The following is a 22,222-nucleotide window of genomic DNA, read 5'->3' as shown; positions in this document are numbered from 1 at the left end:
TTAGTCTAACGCTGCAGCTATTTGTTTGCCTGTTGCATTAGTCTTTAGTCCCAGAGCTTGGAGTAAATGTTCCTTTTCATCGGCACTAATTTCATTTCCTCCACTTATAAGCTTATCTGCTGCAGCTCCCCTAATAATATCATGTGCGCGCATGGCTCTTGTCCCTGACATCTTTTTCAGTCTTGATTGTGAGTCCAGAATACGATTTAGCTCTTCCTGTTCTACAATATTACCATGTCTTACTCCTGCCAAGGCTTTCTTTCCATGTTTATTCTTTCTCCACATCTTATAAACCGTACTACCCAAACCCACTAAGGCACTTGCTCCCAAAAGTCCCCAACCAATAGGGCCACTGCCTGCGGCAAGGACAATACCACCCGCCAAAGCCAGACCACCTTTCAGTGCTCGAGCCACTCCTGTTTTTTTCTTAGTTTCCTGGGCATCCTCACCCAACAGGGCTACATCTTTCACCTTTTCAGATTGGCTTGATTTACCAATTCCTTTTAGCATTTCCTCTCGATCTGATGCCACTTTTGACCCAACCAAACCAGCACCTACATCGAAGGCACCCGATGCAATGGCAAACGGAGAAGCAACCTTAGCCGCTGTAGATACTAACCCGGTATTGTTAGCCGCATGGGCAAACCCTAGCATGGAGCTTCCCACACTCGTGCCTGCACTAGACAAGCTAGATGCAATCTCTGCCTTAAGCAAATGCTTATCTCCAGCCAGCTGGTTTCCGGTAATATGTGAATGCAAAGCAACTCCGGCATCAATTAAAGAACCGGTGGCTCCAATTATACCACCAATTCCGGCTGCTTCAGAGCTAACCTTCAGTGCGGTGCCACTTGATGCTGGAGATATTTTAGAAATGATATCAGCTGGTTTACCAACGGCAGAACTAACCCCTTTAAGACCTGATGCTACCAACGAAGCCTTGCTACCTTTGTTCTTTTCGATATGTTGATCTACCTTTTCTGCGTCAATGCTCACTCCCATTTCTTTCAGCAAAGGAGAGCTCTGTTGATCATATTTTCCTTTGCGAATACCGAATTTTTTCCTGTACCAATTCTTAATAAAATTGCCTTGAACCACAGGGTCATTTATTTTGCTCGCACTGCGCGTGGATTGTTCCCCCGTTCTTTGAACGGAACCCAAAGGTTTTGAGTCCATTACACCAGTTCCATACACTAAACCAGCATCATTATTGACACTAATTCCACCTTTAAATTGCATGATGGGTTTTCTTTGTATTGGAGGGTTTCTGGAAACACCTTTCTCACCCACTCTTTGAGCCGGAGCACTTTCATTATCGGAGTTCCTTTTTACTGGTTGTAATGACTTCTTTAGCACTGCTTGGTTGGGATACTTTCTAGCTTGATACCCAAAAAGAGAAAAGGTTACCCCTAGTGTTTGCTATTAAACAAGAGATATCAGCATATTAAATTCATTCCATAGGGAGGCATATGATCTATTCGTGTTGTCCCCATATCCAATTATAAGCCTGCAAACTTCCCTCCTCACTTTCACTCCAGTTCAAGGATTTCAGATACTTCACTTGTTCTGCACTTATTTGATCAATATTGTCTATAGCATAATTCTCAATCAATTTTACCCTTTCATCGTGGTTGGGAACTTTCTTCTTTCCGGTAGACCTCGATGAGGTTTCTTCTTTACTGGCAATCGCTAATGAACTTGATGAACTGGTCTCATGTGATGAGGAGGCAACAGTCTCTTTAGAGACCTCTCTTTTCATTATCTTGGCTTTCAACTCAGACATATATGGATCTTCTACGGAAGCTTTTGGTTTGGAAGAAGAAGAGGATGCAGCCGTTTTTAAACCATGACTTCCTGACATCTTAATGATTGTAGGGTCTTTCATTAGGCCACTTCCAGCAATCTCAGTACAGATGAGATTAAAATGTCTGACTCTGGGTGGTTGTCCTCCTTTATGCATAATGCTGTGTGTTTCAGCATTAAGTTCATTATATTCAGCCTCCCAGTCGTGACCATCAACAGTACCATATTCATCTTTATTGCCCAGCATATGCCCTACCTCGTGCGGAATATCCTGTGGGTCTTCCTCTCCCCATTTGGTCATGCTCTCTGTTCCAAAAAGCCCTCTCACTCCATGGGACTTTGATTGTTTAACATTTTCTATTGTATAATTGGTATAAGCCTTTTCTTCACTCCTTACTAACTGTACCTCTATTGGAAAGATTATACCCTCATCTTTAATCGCAAATTTATTACTCCACTCACCTTGTACCTGACGACTCCACGCCTGAACTACAGAGTCATCAGCGGCTGTTTCGATTCTAATGTAGACCAGAACCTTAGGCCGTTCTTCCTTTTCATGAAGTCCGTATATATAAATGGTGAATTTACTTTCCCATTGATACGAAGTAGCACTGTCTTTACCGGGGTCTATCAACTCCTGGCTTATTGACTTGTTGACCTGAATACTCTTGACTTTTTGAACCGGTTGATTAGTCAATGACGCAATTATGAGTTTACGGTTATTGACCGAACCGGTGGTAGATTTAAAACCCATGGCTTTCTCTCCCATCTTATCGGCCTCCTTTTCTAAACCTGCATCATCGTTAATATTTATCTTGTGTTGGAACTGTATGGTTGGTTTTACTCTGCCCTGCTTTTGTTGTACCACATGCCAGGCTTCGTGTGGCAAGTGTTTTTCCTGACCGGGTGCTAAATGAATTTGATTGCCCTGAGCATAGGCATGAGCCTGTAATTGGGCCGGTTTCGATGAATTATAATGGACTTTTACATCGTCCATTGAATGACCGGAGAGGTTTTCAATACCTGTCTTAAGTTGGTCTGGTAAGCCCGTAAGGTTCGGTTTTCTTTGAACTGGGGGAGCTAGTGAAACACCTTTCTTGCCTACCCGCTGAGCAGAAACGCTTTTACTCTCAATCCTATTGGTGGATTTTTGAAAGGTTGATTTTTCAAGCATTGTTTATTTTGGGTGCTCAATTGCTTAATGCCAAAAAATCAGAAAAGGTTACCTTCATGCTGTCAAATGACTTTGTTTTCTAATCACTTTCTTGATTACTCAATCGTTCGGAGATAGATTCTTCCTGAGGTTTACGCCAAATTTTAGGGTTTATCTCTTCTTTGACTACTGCTTTTATATATTCGATGGTAGCCGGTTCTAATTTTACATCTATATACTTAGACATATCAATAAAAGACTCTCTATTCTCTCGTAAAATCAATCCTTTTAAAATATTACGTAAACTCTCAGGAACCAAATTGTTATCGCTTTTGGAAATTCCAAAATGGGCTAAAATATTACTCAGAGTAATACTATAACTTCTCACAACATCATTAAAAACTGTCCCATTAGCATAGCTAGGAACCATTTGATCAATCAACTTTTCATCGACCTTATTGTGATAACCTGAACCAATTTTGTCAGTCATACCCAAATCAATTGCTTTAAGGTTTGACTTATCGTCATATCCTGCATTGTTGTGCTTTATATCTTTATGCAGATAACCCAATGCGATGAACTTCCATCTTAATTCCATTAATTCAGTAAATGTTTTAATCTCCTTTTTAATACTATTAAAGTGATCCACTTTAAGGTCTTCGCTTTTAATAGTTTTTTCTGGTTTCAGAATATTCAGAACTTTTACTTTCTCCATTACTATTGCCAGTTGTCCTGTAGAGACATCATTATCAAAGGCCGTTGGCTCAACTCCCTTTTGAACTGAAATTTTCCCAAGAAACAACGGTTGAGCTATAAAACCATGTGGTGCTTTGTTATGAATTTCCTCCATAAGATGGTATTCCTTTTCTAAGGAGTTTTCTTTTGCCTCGTTCAACCCTTTAGGGTTTTGATTTGCCTGATATTCAGGGTCAATTTCTAAACCATCGGAGTTCATTATTTTTACTGTATTAGCTCTAATACTTCCAATTTTGGCAACGTTATTTTTCGAAGTTTCATAAGCCGATCCATAAGACCCAGACCCCAAAAACCGGACGAAGTATTCAGAATCATTATTGTCAGAGTTGTTAGTTTTTAAACTCACATTAACCTTTGGTTGAGCTATTGAAGCACTATTAAAATTACTCCCTGCAGTTAGTCTTAGCTGGTATTGGTGTTTCATATTAGAATTGTCTGAAGCTTTCTCTCCCATCACATCGGCCTCCTTTTCTAAACCTGCATCATCGTTGATATTTACCTTGTGCTGGAACTGCATGGTTGGTTTTACTCTGCCCTGCTTTTGTTGTACCACATGCCAGGCCTCGTGTGGCAAGTGTTTTTCCTGACCGGGTGCTAAATGAATTTGATTGCCCTGGGCATAGGCATGAGCCTGTAATTGGGCCGGTTTCGATGAATTATAATGGACTTTTACATCGTCCATTGAATGACCTGAGAGGTTTTCAATACCTGTCTTAAGTTGGTCTGGCAAGCCCGTAAGGTTAGATTTCTTTTGAACAGGTGGTTCCAATGAAGTTCCCTCTTTTCCTTTTCTTTGAGCAACAGCTTGCCTGTTCATCATTTCAGGGCATGACTTATATTTTTTTGAACTTTCCTGCATAATCACTTTCTCTCAATACACATTATTTGATGATGGTAGGAATAAGTACTTTCATTGCCTGACTCACAAGTATCCACATCATTCTAGGTCGTCTCATTATCGGTATGCACCTTTTTCCTGAGTTTTTCACCAGGCGGAACATACTCATCCAGTTCCTTCAGGGCCCTTTTCTGATTTTTCTTTTGGATCTTCTTAAGATCTTTGACTGACGTTTCGGTTTGTTTTGGTCCTGTAGAGGAATAAGTAATGTCGGCTCCAACGATATGCTTCTCTTTCTCGAATCCAGCTTTGAATAGTTTACCTGTAATGTGTGGTCCGGTAGAACCTGACTGCCTTTCTGAGGTCAAATCTACATACACATCTATACCATCTATTTTTTGATGGTAATCAGGTCTTGACTTCTGCGAGGTCTCCACTTTATCACTCTTCACGCTGACCTGCGTACTCCAGCCTTGGCTGGAGGCATAGTCATCAAGTTGTTCCTCTATACAATAGCCCCAATTGGCCACGGTAGGGTTTCTCACATACTCTAGCTGGTGTGGCGTTTTATCGTTCTTTTGCTGTAGGCCTTCCAAAGCTTTTTGTTCAGCTGAGGGTATATCACTGTTAAGGCTCTTTACCTTGAGGTTTATTGCAGTTACCGTTTGGGGATTTCCGATTCGTTTAGTGAGATTAAAAAACCTACTACTGAAATGTACTTTTCTTTGGATCGGTGAATTTAAAGATGATGCTCCCGGTGATTTTTCCCCCAACCGATTGGCCACTGACTTAACAGAAATATCGGCATTCTGACTTTTCAACTCTTTCACGCCAAGCTCCCCCCTAAAAAGTATTCTATATCTTCCAGACTCATATCGGTCCACTCAAAAAACTCATTGGCATTGCTGGGGTTAATCTCAATTTTTGGAAATAGATGAAACAACTCATTGTCAATCAGTTCTACCGCATACTTTTCAATATCACGGTCTTTTGTCGCAAAAATCTCACGAATAAGCGTATCCTTAGCCTTAATTGACAACCCCATCTTTTTTGCTCTAAAAGCAATACCTCCTCCCTCATGTTTGAGTTTGAGTGTTTCCATTCCAAAGACTTTTTCTACATCAAAAGTCTCTTCGGAGTTTACCAGATCAATGAGGTTGCCATTGTAATAGTCGGATCGGGACACCTGAATAACCGCATTTTCTATAGCACTTACTCCTACCGAAAAATCTTTAACTGCGGCCACATCGGTAACCAGATATATTCTGTGGAAATTATAAAACTCAGTAGTAAGCCTTCTTATGAGTTCTTTATGAATCTCTTTAAAATGAGGCATTCTACAATAGTGAGGGTGGCTAGAGGCAAAAAAATAACCTCCGGGCAAGGGAAACTGGGTATCATATATGTTCACCTCAGCCGGCAGGAGTTTCTTTTTGTGTGGTTTCGTAAGGTGCTTGCTTTGATAATTGGTATAACAACCACTCATTATATTCCACATTCCTTCGGGAGGCCTGAAAGACTCCCATCCCATCCTATCGAAGTCATAGGGTTCTAGTAGTGGAGCCTCAAAACGATGGAGATCTTTCGAAAAAGTGTCGCTAATACTCAGTTGAAAGTAGGACTCATAAATATTGCCTACCACACTGATTTTACCAGCACGCAATGTAAAGAAATCACCAACCCTAATGGTTTTTCCCAAGGGCCAGTTGAGCATAAATCCATTGGTCTTTCTAAAAAGATCTCTAAATAACTGAGCATAGTTGTTCATGGCTCCATACATTAGGTGGGTTAATAAGGGTGAAACTTTAAATTAGTTTCACCCTCTCATTTCAACTACCAACGGCTGCCTCGGCTGCATTGAGAGCCGACTCGGCATTCGCCAGTTCGGCTGTGGCCCGATTAAGTTCGTTCTTACTCTTCATCATTTGCTGACGCGCTTCATCGGCTGCGCTGAGAGCTTCTTTTTCAGCTTCTCTGGCGTTAATGTAGTTCTGGTTAGCACGTTCCTGAATGGTTATCATGGTACTATCTAAATTACTCATGGACGTATCCCTTACCACCAGGTCTTTGAGGTACAATATCTCCGCCTGCACTATTTCGGCTGTATTACTGGCCTGATTGGCCGTGGCCAGCGCGTTGAAGGTAGAGGTTAGCGCGTTTATAATCAGAGAAACCGCCTTGCCAGCATCGGTAGTGGCTCTTGAGGCCTCACTGACCAATTCTGACGATATGAGCGGGTTAGCCGCTTTTCGCTTCATAATCAGCTCTCCAGAAAGACTTATATCTGTGGCGGCAGCCAGGGTGGCGTCTACCACCCTTTGCACCGACTGAAGCAGTTTTTTTGTATCTGAATAAGTATCATTGGCTGTTCCAATAGCCACCGTAGCTGTCTCAAAAAGCGAATTCACCTTTTGAACAAGATCCGAAGCGAGATTTTCCTGATCGGTCATCACGCTTAGTGTATTGCTTGCATTGGCATGCAGCTGATCGAAGAGCTCTGACTTTGATGCGTAACTATTGTAAGTAGCTTCAGCCTTGGCCAGCTTGTCTTTGGCCTCCTCAACCATCCGTTGCAAATGCTTTATTCGCGTAGATTTTTCGGCTGTCACATCTTGAAAAACTTTTTTATAGGCTCTCTTTTGGAGCTGTATTTTCATTTTTGAATTACTCATGATTCTGTGTTTTTTGTTTTGAACTAATTGATTACTCCACTACTCCCCATAGAGCACTGGGTTTAGAATAGTGTGAGTGCTGCAGGCGATACTGATTTACCAGGTCTTCTTCATTGTTGGCCTGAATGGTTGTAAGTACTACTGCCTGATAAGAAATACCTGGATTGTTACTTTTCTGAGCCAGGTACTGATCCTTCACTTCTTCAGGAAGCTGGTCGGCCTCCTGATCGATCTTATATTCAAGAATGGCTTTAAGAATGGCCTGAATCTCCTTCTCAAGATCAATAGCAGCTTTGGTTAGGGCTTCTTTTTCATTGATCTTGTGTTCAGCCTCATCTTCAACTTCTTTGAGATACCTTTTTAGGTAAGGACCTATATCCTTACTATCAAGCAAATGGCCGAACGTTTCTTGAACAGACTTTTCAGCAGCTTCTTGCAGCTTGAGTTTTTTGAGGTTTTTCTCCAGTGACTGCCCCAGTTGTTCAATACCGTTGAAGAACGGATCGAATTTCTGTGCTTCCTTCTCCCAAAGCTTTTCAAAGATATCGAGCGTTGTTTTCCAATTGCTGATATCATTGAACTGCAACGGTTCTCCATAATTATCAGTAGCGTCTTCACCTGTTTCGGTATAGAACAACACCACCTCGTTTGTAGCCGAAGCACCTCTGTTTGTCCGCTTGTTCTTCTTACTTAACTCTAAAATTTCGGTAGAACGCTCATTGTTAGAACTGGCTACGACATAACCGTCCAGCACCTTCTGAATTCCTGATAATCCTGAAGTTTTATTGGCTTCTACAATTTGGAGGTCAACTTCTCTTCCTGCCAATTCAGCTTCTGCCAATTGTAAATTGTCACGGGCTGTGTTCAGTGCTGCGATAGCGTCATTCAACTCTTGGCTATCCGTAGAACCGGAGGTGTTCATTTCCACTTTATCTAAGTCACTTTCAGCCTTGCTAAGCGCTGTTTTCATTTCATTTACCTTGTCACTAGCTTCCTGAACGGCATTGTGAGCCTCCTTTAGGTCAAAATCGTAGAAGGCATACTCTTTAATGGCATCTGTAGCCTTTAGTTGCGCTAGTTTTAAGGTTTCTTTGGCTTCCTTATGCTGGCTTTTAGCCGATTCCTCTGTCCATTTAAAAGGCGTGGCAGAATAGTAATTGGCCGGTTGTACACTATTCATCAGGTCAGCATCGAAAATAAAATCGCTTACGTTTAGTTCAATTTTCTGAGTAGAAATAGCCTGATCTGCCTGCAACGCATCTTGATACTCTTTATAGGCACTGGCCACTACTTTTTGCTGGCCTACTGTAGTAGCATTGCCATAAATGCTCGCCTCCAGCTCAACCTGACTGCTTCGGTTGGTCTCCAGCTTTTTGTTCAGTACGCCCAACTGCAATGTAATTTCATCTTGCTGCGCCTTAATGTACACCGGTGTTTTTTCGTCAACCTCAATCTGATTTGCTTCAAGTTCCTGAACGTTGACCTGGGTGGTGTTAAACTCAATTTCCAGTCTATTCAATGCCTGCTGCATGGTTTGAAGCTTCTGTTTTTGCCGGTTGTAGTTATACTCTGCTCTGTCTAACCTATCTAAGGCAGCCTGCACTTTCTTATTAAGGTTTTGTGCATCTACATTTCGTTTTTCTACCAGCATTATCCTATACTCCATGAGATCTGGATTATAGTCTTTCTGTTTTACCTCAAACTGCACTGCAAAATTTCTGGAATTCAATTGTGCTGGGTCGTGTAAAACCAGGTTGTCTTTTGATTTGCCGTCTTTGTCTAAACCATGCTTCGGAATTTTAGGTAAATCCATTTGCAATTGAAGGTTTTTTGAAGGCAGGGAAAGCAAGCCATCGGTATTGCTAATAAGCTTCTGGTATGCATCTGAATATACAGCGTATACATAGGCCACATAATGTTCTCCCGGTTCAACCGGCTTGCCTAGGTAGTCTACGGCTATACCTCTGACATGCTTGGCATCTGTTGCATCTAGCGAGTTCGGATCGGTTTCTTTAGGCACACTGGGGTCTCTTGGAATAAGTGCCTGATCGGTTCCCAATAAGTAGAAAGTCCGAGCATAACTGCTATACCCTTTGGCCGGAATTTGATGATATGTGCCTACATCGAGATCTTTGGCCACATTGATATCGAAAGAAGCAGAGGCATCATACTTGACCATTATAAGTCGATAGTATTTTACATAACCGCTTTCGGTTGGGTCGCTCCCATTATTGCCTGATAGGCCATCGCCCTCAAATTTATTGAAGCTGATGGTATAGGATTCACCCGGTGGAACTATCCAAACCTGATCGGTAGTAGCCGACTTTGTCTTTTTCAGAGCTGGATCGAATAGCTGAAGGTTGTAGTTAGATACTTTGTTGATAAGCTGACGTGTAGACTTTATGGCCTTGTCTTGTTTTTTGGTAATATCGAAGTTGCCCGCTGCAGCCTTTTCGTTTTTCCGGGCTTCAGTAAGGCCTTCATTTCCGGCCACTGCCTGTGCCGAGGTGTTGCTATACTGGGCGGCAGTTGATTTCTGGAAGTTCCCCATAGCCGCAACAGTTTGCTGAGAGTCTGTAACCACCGTGCTTGCTGTAGACTGTGCGGCTTCAATAGTCGCATTCAAAGAAACAAGACTTACTTCCTCTGCCAGTTTAGCCGCCTTTCTAATTTTCTTATAGGCTCTTTCAACAGAGTTCTGAATTTGGCTTCCATGGTCTGCAGCATTAGCCACGGCCAGTATTCCGGCCACATCGCTAGAGAGCTTGGTAATGGCATTGGCAGCAATTTGCATGTTGGCGGCCGCTGTGGAGATATTGCTTGTGGCTTTACCGGAATCTACCAGTGATTGCTTGGCTGCAGTGGCCGCGTTGGTGGCCAAGTTTACCCCTTGAACAGCCTGATTGTCCAAGTTAAGGGCTCTGCTTTGTTCTATTTTTGCATTTCGGTAGTTAATGGCATTTTTTTCGGTCTCGCCATGGGCGTAGTACAGCGAAATTTTAGCTGCATTGTTGGCATGATCGAGGTCGTATTCCTCTTGTATAAACTGATTGTTCGAGTTGTTGATTGAGCCCTGGAGCTCCTCGGTGTATGTAATACTCATTGTCATAAGGTTTAATCGTTGAAAATTTTAATTGCCGGTGTCCTTGACCTTTAGCTGGTATCGTTTTGTGGATCATTTACTTGCATGGCTGTTGGTTTATAGTGTTTTTCCTTCTTTTTGAAATTCCTTCTGTATGCCTTCTATCACATCTTTTTTTAGAATTACTTCCGATTGGCGCAGCATGGCTCGCAGGGCACCAAAACGATAGACATTTATGGCAGAACCTCCCGATATCTCATATTTAGTAGCCAATTCATGGAGGTCGAGAGCAGACTCCGGCTGCAATGGTCCATCAAATATTTTGGTCCAAAGGGCTAACCGGTGGTTGGCATCGGGCATACCGAAGTACACCATGGACTGAAACCTTCTGGAAAAGGCTTCATCGATATTCGACTTCAGGTTAGAAGCTAAAATGATTACTCCGGGAAAATCTTCTATGCGCTGGAGTAGATAGGCTATCTCCTGATTGGCAAATCGGTCGTTGGAACTATTGGTCTGTGTTCTTTTACCAAAGAGTGCATCGGCCTCATCAAAAAAGAGTATCCAATCGTTCTTTTCGGCATAATCGAAAATGCGCGCCAGATTCTTCTCCGTCTCTCCAATGTATTTAGAAACAATCACAGAAAGGTCTACCTTATAAACCTCTCTACCGGTAGATTTACCCAAAAGGCATGCGGTGAGGGTTTTTCCCGTTCCGGGTGGACCATAGAACAGGCTTCTATAGCCTGGTTTTATTTTCCGATCTAGTTCCAGTTCATGGAGTAAGTACTGGCCATGCTCTATCCAACCTTTTATGAGGTTTATATCCTCTCTCACGTGCTTGTCGATTACCAGATCAGTCCACTCGAGTTTCGTACTAATCTTTTTGGCTGGAAACACGGAATAACTTTCAGGTGTGTGTAACTCTCCTGTGGTAAAGCGTTTAATGTACTTTTCACTCATTACCAGCGGACGGCTTAGCTTAGGCTCCTTTTCAGGCTGCTCTTGAAGAAAGACCATCTCATGCTGAATAAAAGGATGACAAGGCTCAAAATATGAAATAGCCCGTATTCTATGTTCTAAATGTCCGAGGGCTATAAGGAACACAGCTGTTTCTCCCGTGGGCAAAAAACCACCATGATATTTGCCGAGATAACCGCCAAACTCCGTAAAGCCCCGGTCGAAGTGAGCATTTTTTGTAAAGAACAGGTCTAACCGTTCCGGGCAAAGGTGTGGTGCCATAGCCAGCATTAAAATAAGCCGCTCCTCTTCGTTAAAGCTGTGTTGCCGAACGGTCTCAGCATATTTGGAAGGATCTTCAGATAGGTCTGGCGGGGGAATATTCAATGGCTCGTTTTGTTCAAAATAGGCTCTAAAACGGTCATCCAACACAAGAACAAACCATTGCATTTCTTTCTCTATCGCGGCCATATTTTGAAGAACATTGCTCATCTCCACTCCACAATTAAAGGTTTTGGCATCCATGAATATTTTATTGGAGAAAGACTGAAGGGAATTCGATCCAATAGAATGTCGTAGCTATTTTGCTCTACCCGCAAAAGCCAGTTTTCTTCTTTGTGTTCCATTTTACCTTTGCGCCAAAGCCATGAGCCTCTAAAGCCTTCCACACTGCTTTTCCCTATACTCGACCAGTGTTGAATAACGGCTTCAATCAGGCCATGAACCATTTTCATTTCTTGCTCGGTAGGTACAAGTGCCGTTTGAATAGGTTCTTCGAGCGGTAGTCCACAAAGGAGTTTATTGAAAGGCAGATGGTGTTCGTCAAGTGGTGGCCTGTCCAGCATAATGTATTGCAACAACAAAGCGGCTTTTTGCTGATGGTCTGATGAAAGAAAAGCCCCGGACTTAACGAGTCCAAATCGCTCAAACAAAACAGGGATGTAAGAATTTACAATGGCTAAACCTGCATTGTTAATGTACACCTCATCGAAAATAGCATTGGTGGTTTCCTCAAAATAGGGTATGGTGGTAGACTCCTTTGAAAGCCCTTTCTTAAAGTATTCCTGCTCAATTAGTTTCTTTAGTGACTCTTTATCCATTGGAGAGCGTAGATCAATACTATGATTCAGGTGCTTCTCCAACTGATGAATGGCAGAAGTGACATTGCCACTGCTCGGCAGACTCAATGAAGATAAGTTTTTGGTAAGAATGGGTATAACCTGAATATAAACCCCGGGAGCAGTACTTAGAATAAGTGCTGCAAACTCTTCCAGAAAATGGTTGAGATTGAATACTCTCCTGCTTAGGTTAACAAGAGCCAGAGAACGCGCAGCACTCAGGAATCGATTAAGCGATTGAGAACTTCCTTGAAGGTTTAGTTCGAGTATTCTCAGCAATTCAACTAACATGCGCCCCTCTTGCGGTTTAAGTGTTATTAAAAGAGCATAAAAGGAGCTTAGAGGTATCTCACGGCCAATTCCAACAAAAGGATGGCTCTCCATTTGTAAACTACCCATGGACTTCTTAAGTCGGTCAGGACGGTTTTTTCTTAAATAGGTCAGAACCTCGTCTACCGATTTAAAGCCGAGTTTAATGGCACTTTTTCTATCAAAAATACCATGGATGCCGGAGAGTAGAATAGTCATTAGCTGATCGGTCATGGCTGCATCTAGCTTTTGAGGGTCATGCTCCTGGTCTTTGGCATCCAGCTTCTCAGGTCGACTATCTGTGGCTATTCGGTATTTTTCAGCTATCTGAACTACAGGTACTAGTAACTGCTCATGTTGAGTGGTTTTAATGAGCCAGAGAAAAGACCTTATGAAGGCATTGAAATCTACACCATGTCTGGCAGTGATTTGAAGAAGTGCTCTTTCAATTGTTGCTCTTTGATAGCCTGCCGGATTTAGCACAAACGCAAATACAAACTCTCTAATTACCTTTTGGTGAGCAGCAGGATTTAGAATTCTAAGGGATGGAACCTCCTCAGCTGCTTCTAAAAGCCGCTGCCAATGAACACTTTCCCGGGGTTGTACTTCCCTAAGCAGAATCCATAAAAGCCTGGAACTCATTAGTTTTAGAAGTTTTTGATTGAAGAGTCCTTCTTTATGATGTTTTAGTATGAGTTGATAAAAGGATTGAGGCTCAGTTTCTATGTATAGTTTCAGAAACTCATCCAGGTGACGGTATCCTTGTGCCTCGATCTCTTTAACCAGTCGCTGCTCGTTAATGGACCGGTAGAGCCAAATGATCTCTATTTCCTTTAGAGCCAGTGGCCTTACCTTTGTCTTGGTATTTCCCCCAAAGTCTTCGTTATATATATCTTTTATTAAATTGAAAAGTCTGACAAAACCATTTCTTTCAGCACTTGTTGCCTTTAGGTTGTCCCACAAGCTTTGAAGAAGTGTTTTGTAGGCTATATTGTACTGCCGGGCCATTTGCTGAACAAGTGCTCTTGTAAAAGTTTTATGGTTGAAATAGCTACCATGATTATCGGCCAGGATTAAGATTACCATACTCCATATGAGTTTGGAGAAATTGGTTCCGCTATGTGCGAGTATGTTCTTTTCCTTTTGTATTCTGACAACCTGATCCTGGTATTGTATTATGTGCCTTTCTTCACCGGGAGCGAGTACTCTTACCAAACCGTGAATAGCAGGCTCGCTCAGGGGATAGATAAAGTCATATACTGCCTGTACATTAATAGCCAGGTTTTTTAGGAGTTCAATAATCTTCTGAGGTCTCTTCTGCACCCAATGGGCAATGGATTTTTCAACCAAATGACTGGATTGGGGCAACGTGGACTTCCATTCGTTGTGCAAAGCGAAAGCACACAATTGATCAAGACTTAAGAGGTTGCTGGCTAGCTCTTGGCGTTCGTCTTGCGCATTACTGGGAAAGCCCTCCTGCAAGTGGTATTCATTGAGAATATCGCCTATCATATCGTGAAAGGTGCCCTTGGCACCGCTTTTCGCCTCGGCTTCATAACTATGCTGAAGCAGGGAAATAGCAAACTCAAACGACACATTAAAGTGCGAAGCCACCTGTCTTAAGGTACTCAACAAGAAGGCTTTAGTATTAAAATACGAACCCCTTTCTTCATAGAGGTAATTGAGTATAAAAAGCCAAAAACGTTTTGAAAGTTCTTTCTCGTTAGACTTGAAAACCGGCTGTCTTTTCTGAATGTTCATCCAATCTTTGTGATAGGATATAATCAGTTCGGCTTGGGCCGGTTCTACTTTACGGACCAGTTCTTTGGTAGAACGATCATTGATGTGGTTCACTAACCGAACCCTTGCTGCCGATGATTTTAGCAGAAGTTGAAGCTCCTGAAGAAGTTCTTGCTCGTGTTTTAAAAAGGCATGGTCAAAGAGTTCATTGAATGAGTTCCAATTAGCATTGTTGAAGTTCCAGGGCATATACCCTTTCATAAGAAAGTAGCGGATCATGACTATCACATGATCAGAGCCTGACTTGGACCTCGGTTCTGTGGGTTTCTTTTGCTGGTCTGAAAGTCTTTCAGTCAGGGCCTTCATAAGTTTTTCCTCATACAATTGAGGCAAAAGCTTTTCAAACCCATCGTACGGAATGTCTCTCAGATTTAACTCAATACGGTGTATGTATTGAGTTATGGGGCTATCGAAATGGGCAAGGCATCTCTCCGTAATGCTATTAAGCTCTTCTTTAATGAGCTGGGAAAGGCGCTTCTGAAAATCGATTCCTTGCTTTTCCAAATTGAAGGAAACCTCAAATACCTTACTTTTCACTATGTGACTTCCTTCTTTCATTGAGTTAAGTGGATGGGTTGATGAAGAATGAACTGAGCCAGTAAGCGGGTAGCCTCGATAGCCTCTTCTGACATGTTTTTTCCTTGCTGAATTTCATAATTGCCTCCCAACCATGTCTTTTTTAATCCCAGCAGCTCGTTCATAGCGGGTTGGTCTATGAGGCTTAGGTTATACACAAGCTGTAGTGGTCCTTCTTTTGCTATTTGCGTAAGAAAAGTTTGTAGAAAATCGGGCTGAGCAACGCGACAAACCCATTTTGGTAAAAACAAACTGACATGTCCGTTGAAAAGACTCTGCCCCGAGCTAACCGATTCGGTATTTTCATTGGCTTGCCAATGGCAGTTTAGTTCTAGTGAGTCGTTACTCCAGTCATTGGCATATTGTTCAACAACCCGCTGAGCCTGCCGGAGATTTACACTTTGGGGAGACTGCTTACTTCCCTTTCTTCTAAGCAACACAGGCTGGCTATTTCTAAGTATTTGCCATTGTTCAGCCTGAAGGTTATCTACAATGAGGCTGTTATCTATCAATACGAAACCTTTGGTTTCATGTACCCATTTGCGCAAGGCGGTTAAGTAGCTGGCGATTAGTGTCTCCGGACTTTTATTGGTTGGATTAGGCAGTTTTAGAATTTCTTCATCATAATAGCTCACCTGCAAAAACCGTATGCTTAGTGGCTCTTCAGGCGTAGTGTTTGGAGCTGGCCCAAAAAACTCATCGGTTTGAAGGTTAGGGTCATTTTCTGCCAAACCACGCGAAACCACATCAATGATGCCTTTGTAATAGTTATTCAGTTGAAAGAGCAAGCCCATTTTATACTCCAACCCACTAAACAAATCGGTTCTGATAGCCCTTAGTTTGCTGGTCCTTTTGCGCTTTTTTAAGTGCTCCGGTAAAAAATAAGAACGACTCAGGTTTCCTCCGTAAAGCGCAAAGTTTTTGAGCAAAGCACTAATATTTTCTACTCTCGCCAGTTTGTAATTACCATATCGGGGATTTAGCTCCAACAGAGACTCCAGATTATACTGCTGCCCATAACGCGCCAGCACATGAGAAAGCATTTGGTTCTTTCTTCTAATATTGACCTTCTCCGAAGCCTTGCTCTTAGCCAGTCTATCTTCATACAGATTAAATGGATCGGCTTTGAACTCGTTCCAGTTGGTAGATGGGTACTGATCTAAATAACTGTTTCTGTTCTTGTATACATCAAAGGCCTTAAGGATCAACTCCGCCCCAGGACTGTCATACAAACCTTGAGCATAGTAAGTATTACACAATGGCTTAGCCACCTTCACCCCCGAATTGAACGAAAGCAATTCTCCTAAATGAGCCAGTTGAGACTGATGGTCAGCTATGATTTGCTCAAAAAGCATCACATAGGCTTTGAGCTGTTTAATCTGTCCCCTCCTCTCTTTGGATAGTCCGTCTAAATTTCTTGTGGTTTGAAGGCCATAGAGCGATGGAAATAACTCTTGTAGGGAATAGAACTTCTCAACATTTCTAAACTTCCCCGTAGGAATTTGTGGGCCCAATTCTTCCTTAAAACTATAACTGCTAACAGCCTTTCGCTGGGTATACGATTGGTAGTAGGCATTTATCTTTGCCTGATCTACATTAAAAATGCGCTGTTCTCCATGATATATCTGGAACAGACTTTCCTTATCGGTCAGAAGCTGAGCCGCATTGGTGTAGTCGAAAAAAGGTGAAGTAAGTTTGGGTATCTTTATTTTACCCGTTGTGTTTTCGGAATTTGGCATTTCCACCCCGAACGAAAAAACACTGTTTATGCCACTTACAGCTACCAATTGTGATTTTAGGGTGGTTGTATCAATAACTGATTTTCTTGGCTGTAGATCGCTATCGTTAATAAAGCCATTGGAGAGCCTTGGCCCCTCCATAATATCTCCTACCGAAAGGCCATCTTTTTTGAGCTGCCCATAGGTTTTAAAATGTATAAAACGGGATGAGTAGTTATTTAGAGTAAAGAAAATTTTGGCAATGGTTTTCTCCACATCTGCCTCTTTAGACAGATAAAAACTGCCTTGTACCTCTGCTTTTAGCGGGGCCAGCAGCGTTGGACGGTAGAAAATGGTTCCTAAATTTCTATGCTGGTGAAGTATGGCATTGATTCCATTGATAATGACCAACAACTGCTCCTGAAACTCTTGTCGAAGCTGCTGTTTTGGCCCAGGCAAAGACTCATTATAAACGGAAAGAAATTCAGTTTTCAGGCTATCGCTCAACTCGAAGAACACCTCATAAGTACCTGAAAAACCATGCTGTGTATTACTCTTTTCAAGCCAAACATTTTTTATTTCTTCTACCCTATCTACAAGCACCTTTCGAAAATCTTTGCTTGTCAACGGGTTGGAAAACAGTATCTGCCGGGCTGTATAGAACCGGTTACGTGTTTTAACTTCCTCCTCCTTGTCGGTAAGTAGATCCTTCATAGGAAAACTACTTTTATACCCCAGATCCAGCAGTCCATAGCACAGATATTCGAGTATGGTTACCCCGGGATCTGAAGGGTTGTAGTTGGTCCAGTTTTCGCCCGCCATTTCACCTATTGCCTCAATGGCTTCCCTAAACATGGCATCGTAGTTCACGTGCGCATCTTTCTTAACCTCCTTGGGTATGGTCATATGGTTGACTTCTACACTCATGCCATAATCGTTTGTGGACTTTGAACTGGTTGATGAGAAGCAGGAATAGCTACGGCTACCTCTTGAGGCGGGTAAAAATGATGACTCGAAGCTGAGATAAGGATATTGAGCGGACTCGAAGCCGCAATTACCTGAGCATTAACGGTATCGGAGGCATGATCTACACTATAAAGCTCTCTTCCATTCAGGTATATCTTCAGATGATCGAAGCTTGATACATAAGGCCTATTACTAATCCATTGGATAATATCATTGACATAGAGCGTTTTTCCTGAATACGCTCCACTATTTCCCTTAATCCAGGGGGAAAGAAAGTATTTAAACTCATTATTAAGTTGCCTGGCCAGGCCAAAGTATTCATCGGATTGGTTAAAGGTAATCTGCGCTGAAACTTTGACGGGTTCGAACCCGGCATGCTTTACTTCCAGGTTAAGCTCATCGCTCATTTTATCAGTAAGTAGCTGAAGTACTTCAGTGAGCATATTGGCCGGAGCCACAGGTTTAAACAGATCTTTGGCCAATGCACTATCTACCCAGGGGACAATGGTAAGTGTAATAACATCAGCCGAAACCTCAGGCAAAAACTTACCCGGCACAACCTTGAGTCCATAGATATCCCTAAACTTATCGAGCACTATAGACTGTATACTTTCCACAGAGTTTCCTCTCTCTTTATGGCCAATGCGTTGAGCTACTCGCTGATGAAACTGACTGGCAGACTCTGTCTCTTCACCTCCAAATGAGGCAAAGGGCTGTACTACTTTAGCAATAGGTTGTAGCGGCTCGATAAAACTTTTAATGGTGCCTGCGGCTATGGTATTTAACCTTTGGTTTCTGTTGTCTTTCTCTATACGCCTGGAAGCTAACACCCCATTGGTAGCCATCACTGTGAGTTTAGTTTGGTTTACCTGCAACCGAGTACCTGAAAGACGCACCCAATAGCAATTGGCAGGCATTATAGAGTTGTTCTTCGCTGCATCATCAGCTATCTGAAATGTAATGGTTCCGGTTTTGTTCAAACCGTAAGTAGAGTCCGTCAAAACCTGTGTAGAAAGCCAGCCATTGGAGGTAAGATATTCTACCCCAACAGAGTGAAAGTCATCCGAAATGGTGGTGTCCTGTCTATCTTCCACTCCAAGGAAAAGCGTCAGAGTGATGTTGGGAATCAGTGAATCGAACCCCAGGAACACATATCCGCTTGCAGGGTATTGAGCAATTAGAGTCTGCTTTGACTGTTTTTGCGCCTGTTCTATACCGTAGGGATGCAGGCGATAAAATTGATGATTTGAATCGGCCCCGGGTGTAACTGTATAAGAGGCAGTATATGACAGCGATATGTCTTTTGCCTTGGGTATGTATGGTTTATTGGGAACGGATTTAAAGGTTTTACGGCTAAGAAAGAATTTGTACACAATCACAAGAGCCACCAGAACCAGCAGAACTACAGTAGTTTTTACCGTTCGGTTACTTTTGGGAAATGCCGGTGCCTTCCCATTTACACCAATGCTTTGGTGAGCGATGGTTACGCTATCGGAACTAATGGTAATCGCACCTTTTTCAATGGTTAGCTCTTTCTTAAACAAACTCAGCGTTTTTTTCGGAATGCTCACCGTTCCAACTAGTCCAAGAATGATGGCTATCAGAAGAAGTATGGGCGCCAGAGTAAGAAATTTTTTAATTGAGCTGCCAAGTGTAAACTTCTTGGCGGCACTCATGGTATTTTGCATGGTAACTGCCGAAACCACCTTCGGATAAAGTTCATTGCCAAATGCCTGTTCAGGCTGAGTAAGCGTGAGTCCGACAAAACCCGATTTCGATTTATCCGAGTATTTCAATGAAGAATTGAGCGTATAGTCGGGTTCTAGATTGTTGTCCAGCCCTACATTGTAGTTTATGGAAGTAGTCTCCGGAGTAGAAACTTTGGGCTTTTTGTGCTTAGGATTTAATCTTTTGATAATACCCCATAACCAATGAACAATCTGGCAGAACAAATACTTCTTCTCTTTAGAGTTTTTGGAATCTCCACCCTCCGTAGTCTGATCTGATATAGGACAGGTGCTATTTCCAAACAGCTCCACATCAGCCGCTCCACTTTGCCATTGCCCCTGGTCTAACCAGGAAAAATCGCAAGTATAAGCATCAAGTGAAAAAGTAAACTTGCCCGAAGCAGGCGGATTGACTTTGAGATAGGCGTTGTAGGCCTCATAGTACTCACTAAACTCTTTAGCAGATGGTAGGTTGACCCAACTCATGTTGATACACATGGACTGAGTGTGCTTTATAAAAGCTTCGTAGTTACCAACAAGCAAACGAGAGCCAACAGCCGGAACACTTCCGAATGGGGTTATGGTAGCAGTGGCGGGTACACTTTGTGCACCAGCCATTAGACTAATGTTTGTAAGGTCTTTTACACTAGTCTCTATGGTAAAAGTGGTGAAATCAATAGACGATAATACCTGATAAGCATTTTGGGTATTTAACTCATTTGCCTTTTGGGTTGTGCAACTGGTACTAGTACCGTTTTGGGTCAATTGGGCCTTTAGTACCGGCCAGGAGGTGTTATAACCCGGTCCGTGTGTTTTAGTGTTGTAACCGCTTACGGACGCAACCCCTCGGTCTAAACCGAGGGTGAGCTCTAGTTGGTTGCCGGTAAGTATGGCCGTGTAACACGATGGCTGCAGCCACTTCTTTTCTCCTGTAATCGAAACATCGAGAAGAGAAGATAGATCCACAGTCGTACTGTTCATCGTCTTATCCGGCTCTGTTTGACCATCTGTAGGCAGATTGAAGGTAATTTTAAGCTGACGCTCTCCCCCTTCAACCCACAGTTCCGGAGAAGCAAGGGCAAAACCAAGTATGGCTTTAGGTAACGTGTTTACAGACGCCTGATCGGGCTGTCCAAACATGTAAAAGTCTTCGTACTTACCTGTGTTTTTATCGATAACGGGTTGCCCATAACCCGTTACCTCAGAAGTATAAAAGGTCTTAGCCAGACCATCAGCTGCGCCTTCATCTCCGGATGATAACATGGTAAGGTATTGCCCAATCACAGAAGGCACCACCAATAGCTCTTTGCGTGTCTCAAAAACAAGTGGATTGCCTTGGGAATCTGCCCCAGCCGCTAATTGGGTTTTGGCTTTAAGTCCATAAGGTGTTTGACCTTTGTTCAGGCTAAACAACAGGTAAGTATTATCGGGTTGGGCACCGAGCTTTCGAAAATCGAGCACATCTTCATAGTAAAACTGTAAATGCTTTGGCACCAACTTATTGAGGGCCTTTTGCTGGTGCTTATACACCTTTAAAAAAGCTGAAATTAAGGCTATGTGGGGCTCCACAGTACCACTCTTCAGGCTATTATAGTAGGCTTTTCGGGCATGTTGGGTAATGGAGCCGTAGAGATTGTAAAAGTCCTTTATTGAACTTTCCAAAGCTTTGAAGTAAGCCTTCCCTCTTTTTCCAGAATGATATTTGCTTAGGTCTTTCGTAGTAGGAAATGGTTCAAAATTCCATATAGCCTGCAACCCTTGAAGCTTTTTAAACAGATCATCTATCTTTTCTTTGTCGTCAATCACTTCTTGTCTAACCGCCTCAAAATACAGTGAGTAAATGCGGTTAAAGCAGAAGCTAAGCTTCTGCCATATCATTTGATTGAGATAGGTTTGAAACGAGTGGTTTACATGGAATTGAGTCATCACATAGTACCACTGGTTAACCTCAAGAGCCGTTTTAAAAACCCGTTCAAAAATCAGCCATAAAAACTCAGCCTGATTGGCCTTTTCTACGGTATAGGGTATCCCGTTTAAAAAATTGAGTACACGGTCGTATTCGTCTTCTTTGGAATGCTCACTAATTGTAGCCAACAAGGCTGTGAGGTCGGTTTTAAAAAAATCGCTCCAATCCCCTTGTTTTTGGTCGTTAGTATCGTAGTACCAGAACTGTTCAGCCAGTTTCGAAAGAAAAGCCATTAGCTCGGTATCTCTGCGCTCATCCAACTTCACTTTCTTAGGGTCTAAATATGGATTGATGAGGGCATTCTGGCTGCTACTCAAGAAATCAAAGGGGGCTCTATGGAGGTGAAGGCTACTCATTTAGTATCCAGATAAGTGCCTTCATTGATGTAGAATGGAAAGACAAAATTGTGGCGGGAATTCACCTTTCTAAGGGTGTAAGAAACCGAAATAATGATAATGCCATTTTCCTCATTGCGTAGTTGAATAGCTATTTCATCGACCAGAATACGCGGTTCATAAAATTGAATTGTGCGTTTGAGCGAGCTCTCAATTTCTTTAGTGGCAATACCCGACTGAGCTGCAAAAATGAACTTATTCAATTGAGAACCATAGTTAGGATTGAGCGCCCGTTCTCCTCTTTTGGTTTTAAAAAGAACAGAAAGGTTTTGGTTAATGTTAGCCACATCCTTGGTCATAATTACCTGATTAGCACCTTTTACAAAGGTTGGAGGCGAACCCCATCCTGAACCCAGAAATGTTTTCTTAGAAAAATCGTCCATGCC

General features: G+C 42.4%; 12 protein-coding genes. All 12 read right to left on the bottom strand.

Translation table 11 applies throughout. The annotated features are described in order from the left end of the window. Entirely contained in the window at positions 1-1,353 is a 1,353-nt protein-coding gene (locus IE164_RS09565; RefSeq protein WP_189629988.1) for a hypothetical protein, read from the bottom strand. 118 nt (positions 1,354-1,471) lie between these two features. Continuing rightward, positions 1,472-2,974, bottom strand: coding sequence for an eCIS core domain-containing protein (locus tag IE164_RS18530; protein ID WP_229838609.1), 1,503 nt, complete (start codon positions 2,972-2,974; stop codon positions 1,472-1,474). Between the two features lie 79 nt (positions 2,975-3,053). Beyond that, positions 3,054-4,568 (bottom strand): eCIS core domain-containing protein, encoded by a 1,515-nt coding sequence (locus tag IE164_RS09555; RefSeq protein WP_229838608.1) that lies wholly within the window; start codon positions 4,566-4,568, stop codon positions 3,054-3,056. Between the two features lie 83 nt (positions 4,569-4,651). Further along, complete coding sequence (locus IE164_RS09550) at positions 4,652-5,377, bottom strand: hypothetical protein (RefSeq protein WP_229838606.1); 726 nt, start codon at positions 5,375-5,377, stop codon at positions 4,652-4,654. Then, positions 5,374-6,327, bottom strand: coding sequence for a hypothetical protein (locus tag IE164_RS09545; RefSeq protein WP_189629986.1), 954 nt, complete (start codon positions 6,325-6,327; stop codon positions 5,374-5,376). Before IE164_RS09545 ends, IE164_RS09550 begins: the two co-directional genes overlap by 4 nt. A gap of 49 nt (positions 6,328-6,376) precedes the next feature. Continuing rightward, entirely contained in the window at positions 6,377-7,219 is an 843-nt protein-coding gene (locus IE164_RS09540) for a hypothetical protein (RefSeq protein ID WP_189629985.1), read from the bottom strand. Between the two features lie 31 nt (positions 7,220-7,250). Next, positions 7,251-10,322 carry a coiled-coil domain-containing protein gene (locus tag IE164_RS09535; protein WP_189629984.1) on the bottom strand — a complete coding sequence of 1,024 codons (3,072 nt, stop codon included), beginning with the start codon at positions 10,320-10,322 and terminating at the stop codon, positions 7,251-7,253. Between the two features lie 96 nt (positions 10,323-10,418). Beyond that, complete coding sequence (locus IE164_RS09530; protein WP_229838604.1) at positions 10,419-11,732, bottom strand: ATP-binding protein; 1,314 nt, start codon at positions 11,730-11,732, stop codon at positions 10,419-10,421. A 17-nt stretch (positions 11,733-11,749) separates the two neighbouring features. Then, positions 11,750-15,046 carry a contractile injection system tape measure protein gene (locus tag IE164_RS09525; protein ID WP_189629983.1) on the bottom strand — a complete coding sequence of 1,099 codons (3,297 nt, stop codon included), beginning with the start codon at positions 15,044-15,046 and terminating at the stop codon, positions 11,750-11,752. Continuing rightward, a complete protein-coding gene (locus tag IE164_RS09520; protein ID WP_189629982.1) occupies positions 15,043-17,709 on the bottom strand; it encodes a hypothetical protein in 2,667 nt (888 codons plus the stop codon). The genes IE164_RS09525 and IE164_RS09520 overlap by 4 nt, the downstream gene beginning before the upstream one ends. Beyond that, on the bottom strand, positions 17,706-21,797 hold the full coding sequence (locus IE164_RS09515) for a baseplate J/gp47 family protein (RefSeq protein WP_189629981.1): 4,092 nt from the start codon (positions 21,795-21,797) through the stop codon (positions 17,706-17,708). Before IE164_RS09515 ends, IE164_RS09520 begins: the two co-directional genes overlap by 4 nt. Continuing rightward, positions 21,794-22,219, bottom strand: a complete 426-nt coding sequence (locus IE164_RS09510) for a GPW/gp25 family protein (RefSeq protein WP_189629980.1) — start codon at positions 22,217-22,219, stop codon at positions 21,794-21,796. The genes IE164_RS09515 and IE164_RS09510 overlap by 4 nt, the downstream gene beginning before the upstream one ends. Positions 22,220-22,222: the final 3 nt, after the last annotated feature.

The sequence above is a fragment of the Roseivirga thermotolerans genome (genome assembly GCF_014653175.1).
Taxonomy (GTDB): Bacteria; Bacteroidota; Bacteroidia; order Cytophagales; family Cyclobacteriaceae; genus Roseivirga; species Roseivirga thermotolerans.
Note: the sequence above shows the minus strand (reverse complement) of the source record. Positions and strands in the feature narration are given on the sequence as shown.

Excerpts from the sequence above, each read along its gene's own strand:
- IE164_RS18530 (WP_229838609.1), bottom strand. The coding sequence starts at position 2,974 with ATGCTTGAAAAATCAACCTTTCAAAAATCCACCAATAGGATTGAGAGT.
- IE164_RS09555 (WP_229838608.1), bottom strand. The coding sequence starts at position 4,568 with ATGCAGGAAAGTTCAAAAAAATATAAGTCATGCCCTGAAATGATGAAC.
- IE164_RS09545 (WP_189629986.1), bottom strand. The coding sequence starts at position 6,327 with ATGTATGGAGCCATGAACAACTATGCTCAGTTATTTAGAGATCTTTTT.
- IE164_RS09540 (WP_189629985.1), bottom strand. The coding sequence starts at position 7,219 with ATGAGTAATTCAAAAATGAAAATACAGCTCCAAAAGAGAGCCTATAAA.
- IE164_RS09535 (WP_189629984.1), bottom strand. The coding sequence starts at position 10,322 with ATGAGTATTACATACACCGAGGAGCTCCAGGGCTCAATCAACAACTCG.
- IE164_RS09530 (WP_229838604.1), bottom strand. The coding sequence starts at position 11,732 with ATGGCCGCGATAGAGAAAGAAATGCAATGGTTTGTTCTTGTGTTGGAT.
- IE164_RS09525 (WP_189629983.1), bottom strand. The coding sequence starts at position 15,046 with ATGAAAGAAGGAAGTCACATAGTGAAAAGTAAGGTATTTGAGGTTTCC.
- IE164_RS09520 (WP_189629982.1), bottom strand. The coding sequence starts at position 17,709 with ATGAGTGTAGAAGTCAACCATATGACCATACCCAAGGAGGTTAAGAAA.
- IE164_RS09515 (WP_189629981.1), bottom strand. The coding sequence starts at position 21,797 with ATGAGTAGCCTTCACCTCCATAGAGCCCCCTTTGATTTCTTGAGTAGC.
- IE164_RS09510 (WP_189629980.1), bottom strand. The coding sequence starts at position 22,219 with ATGGACGATTTTTCTAAGAAAACATTTCTGGGTTCAGGATGGGGTTCG.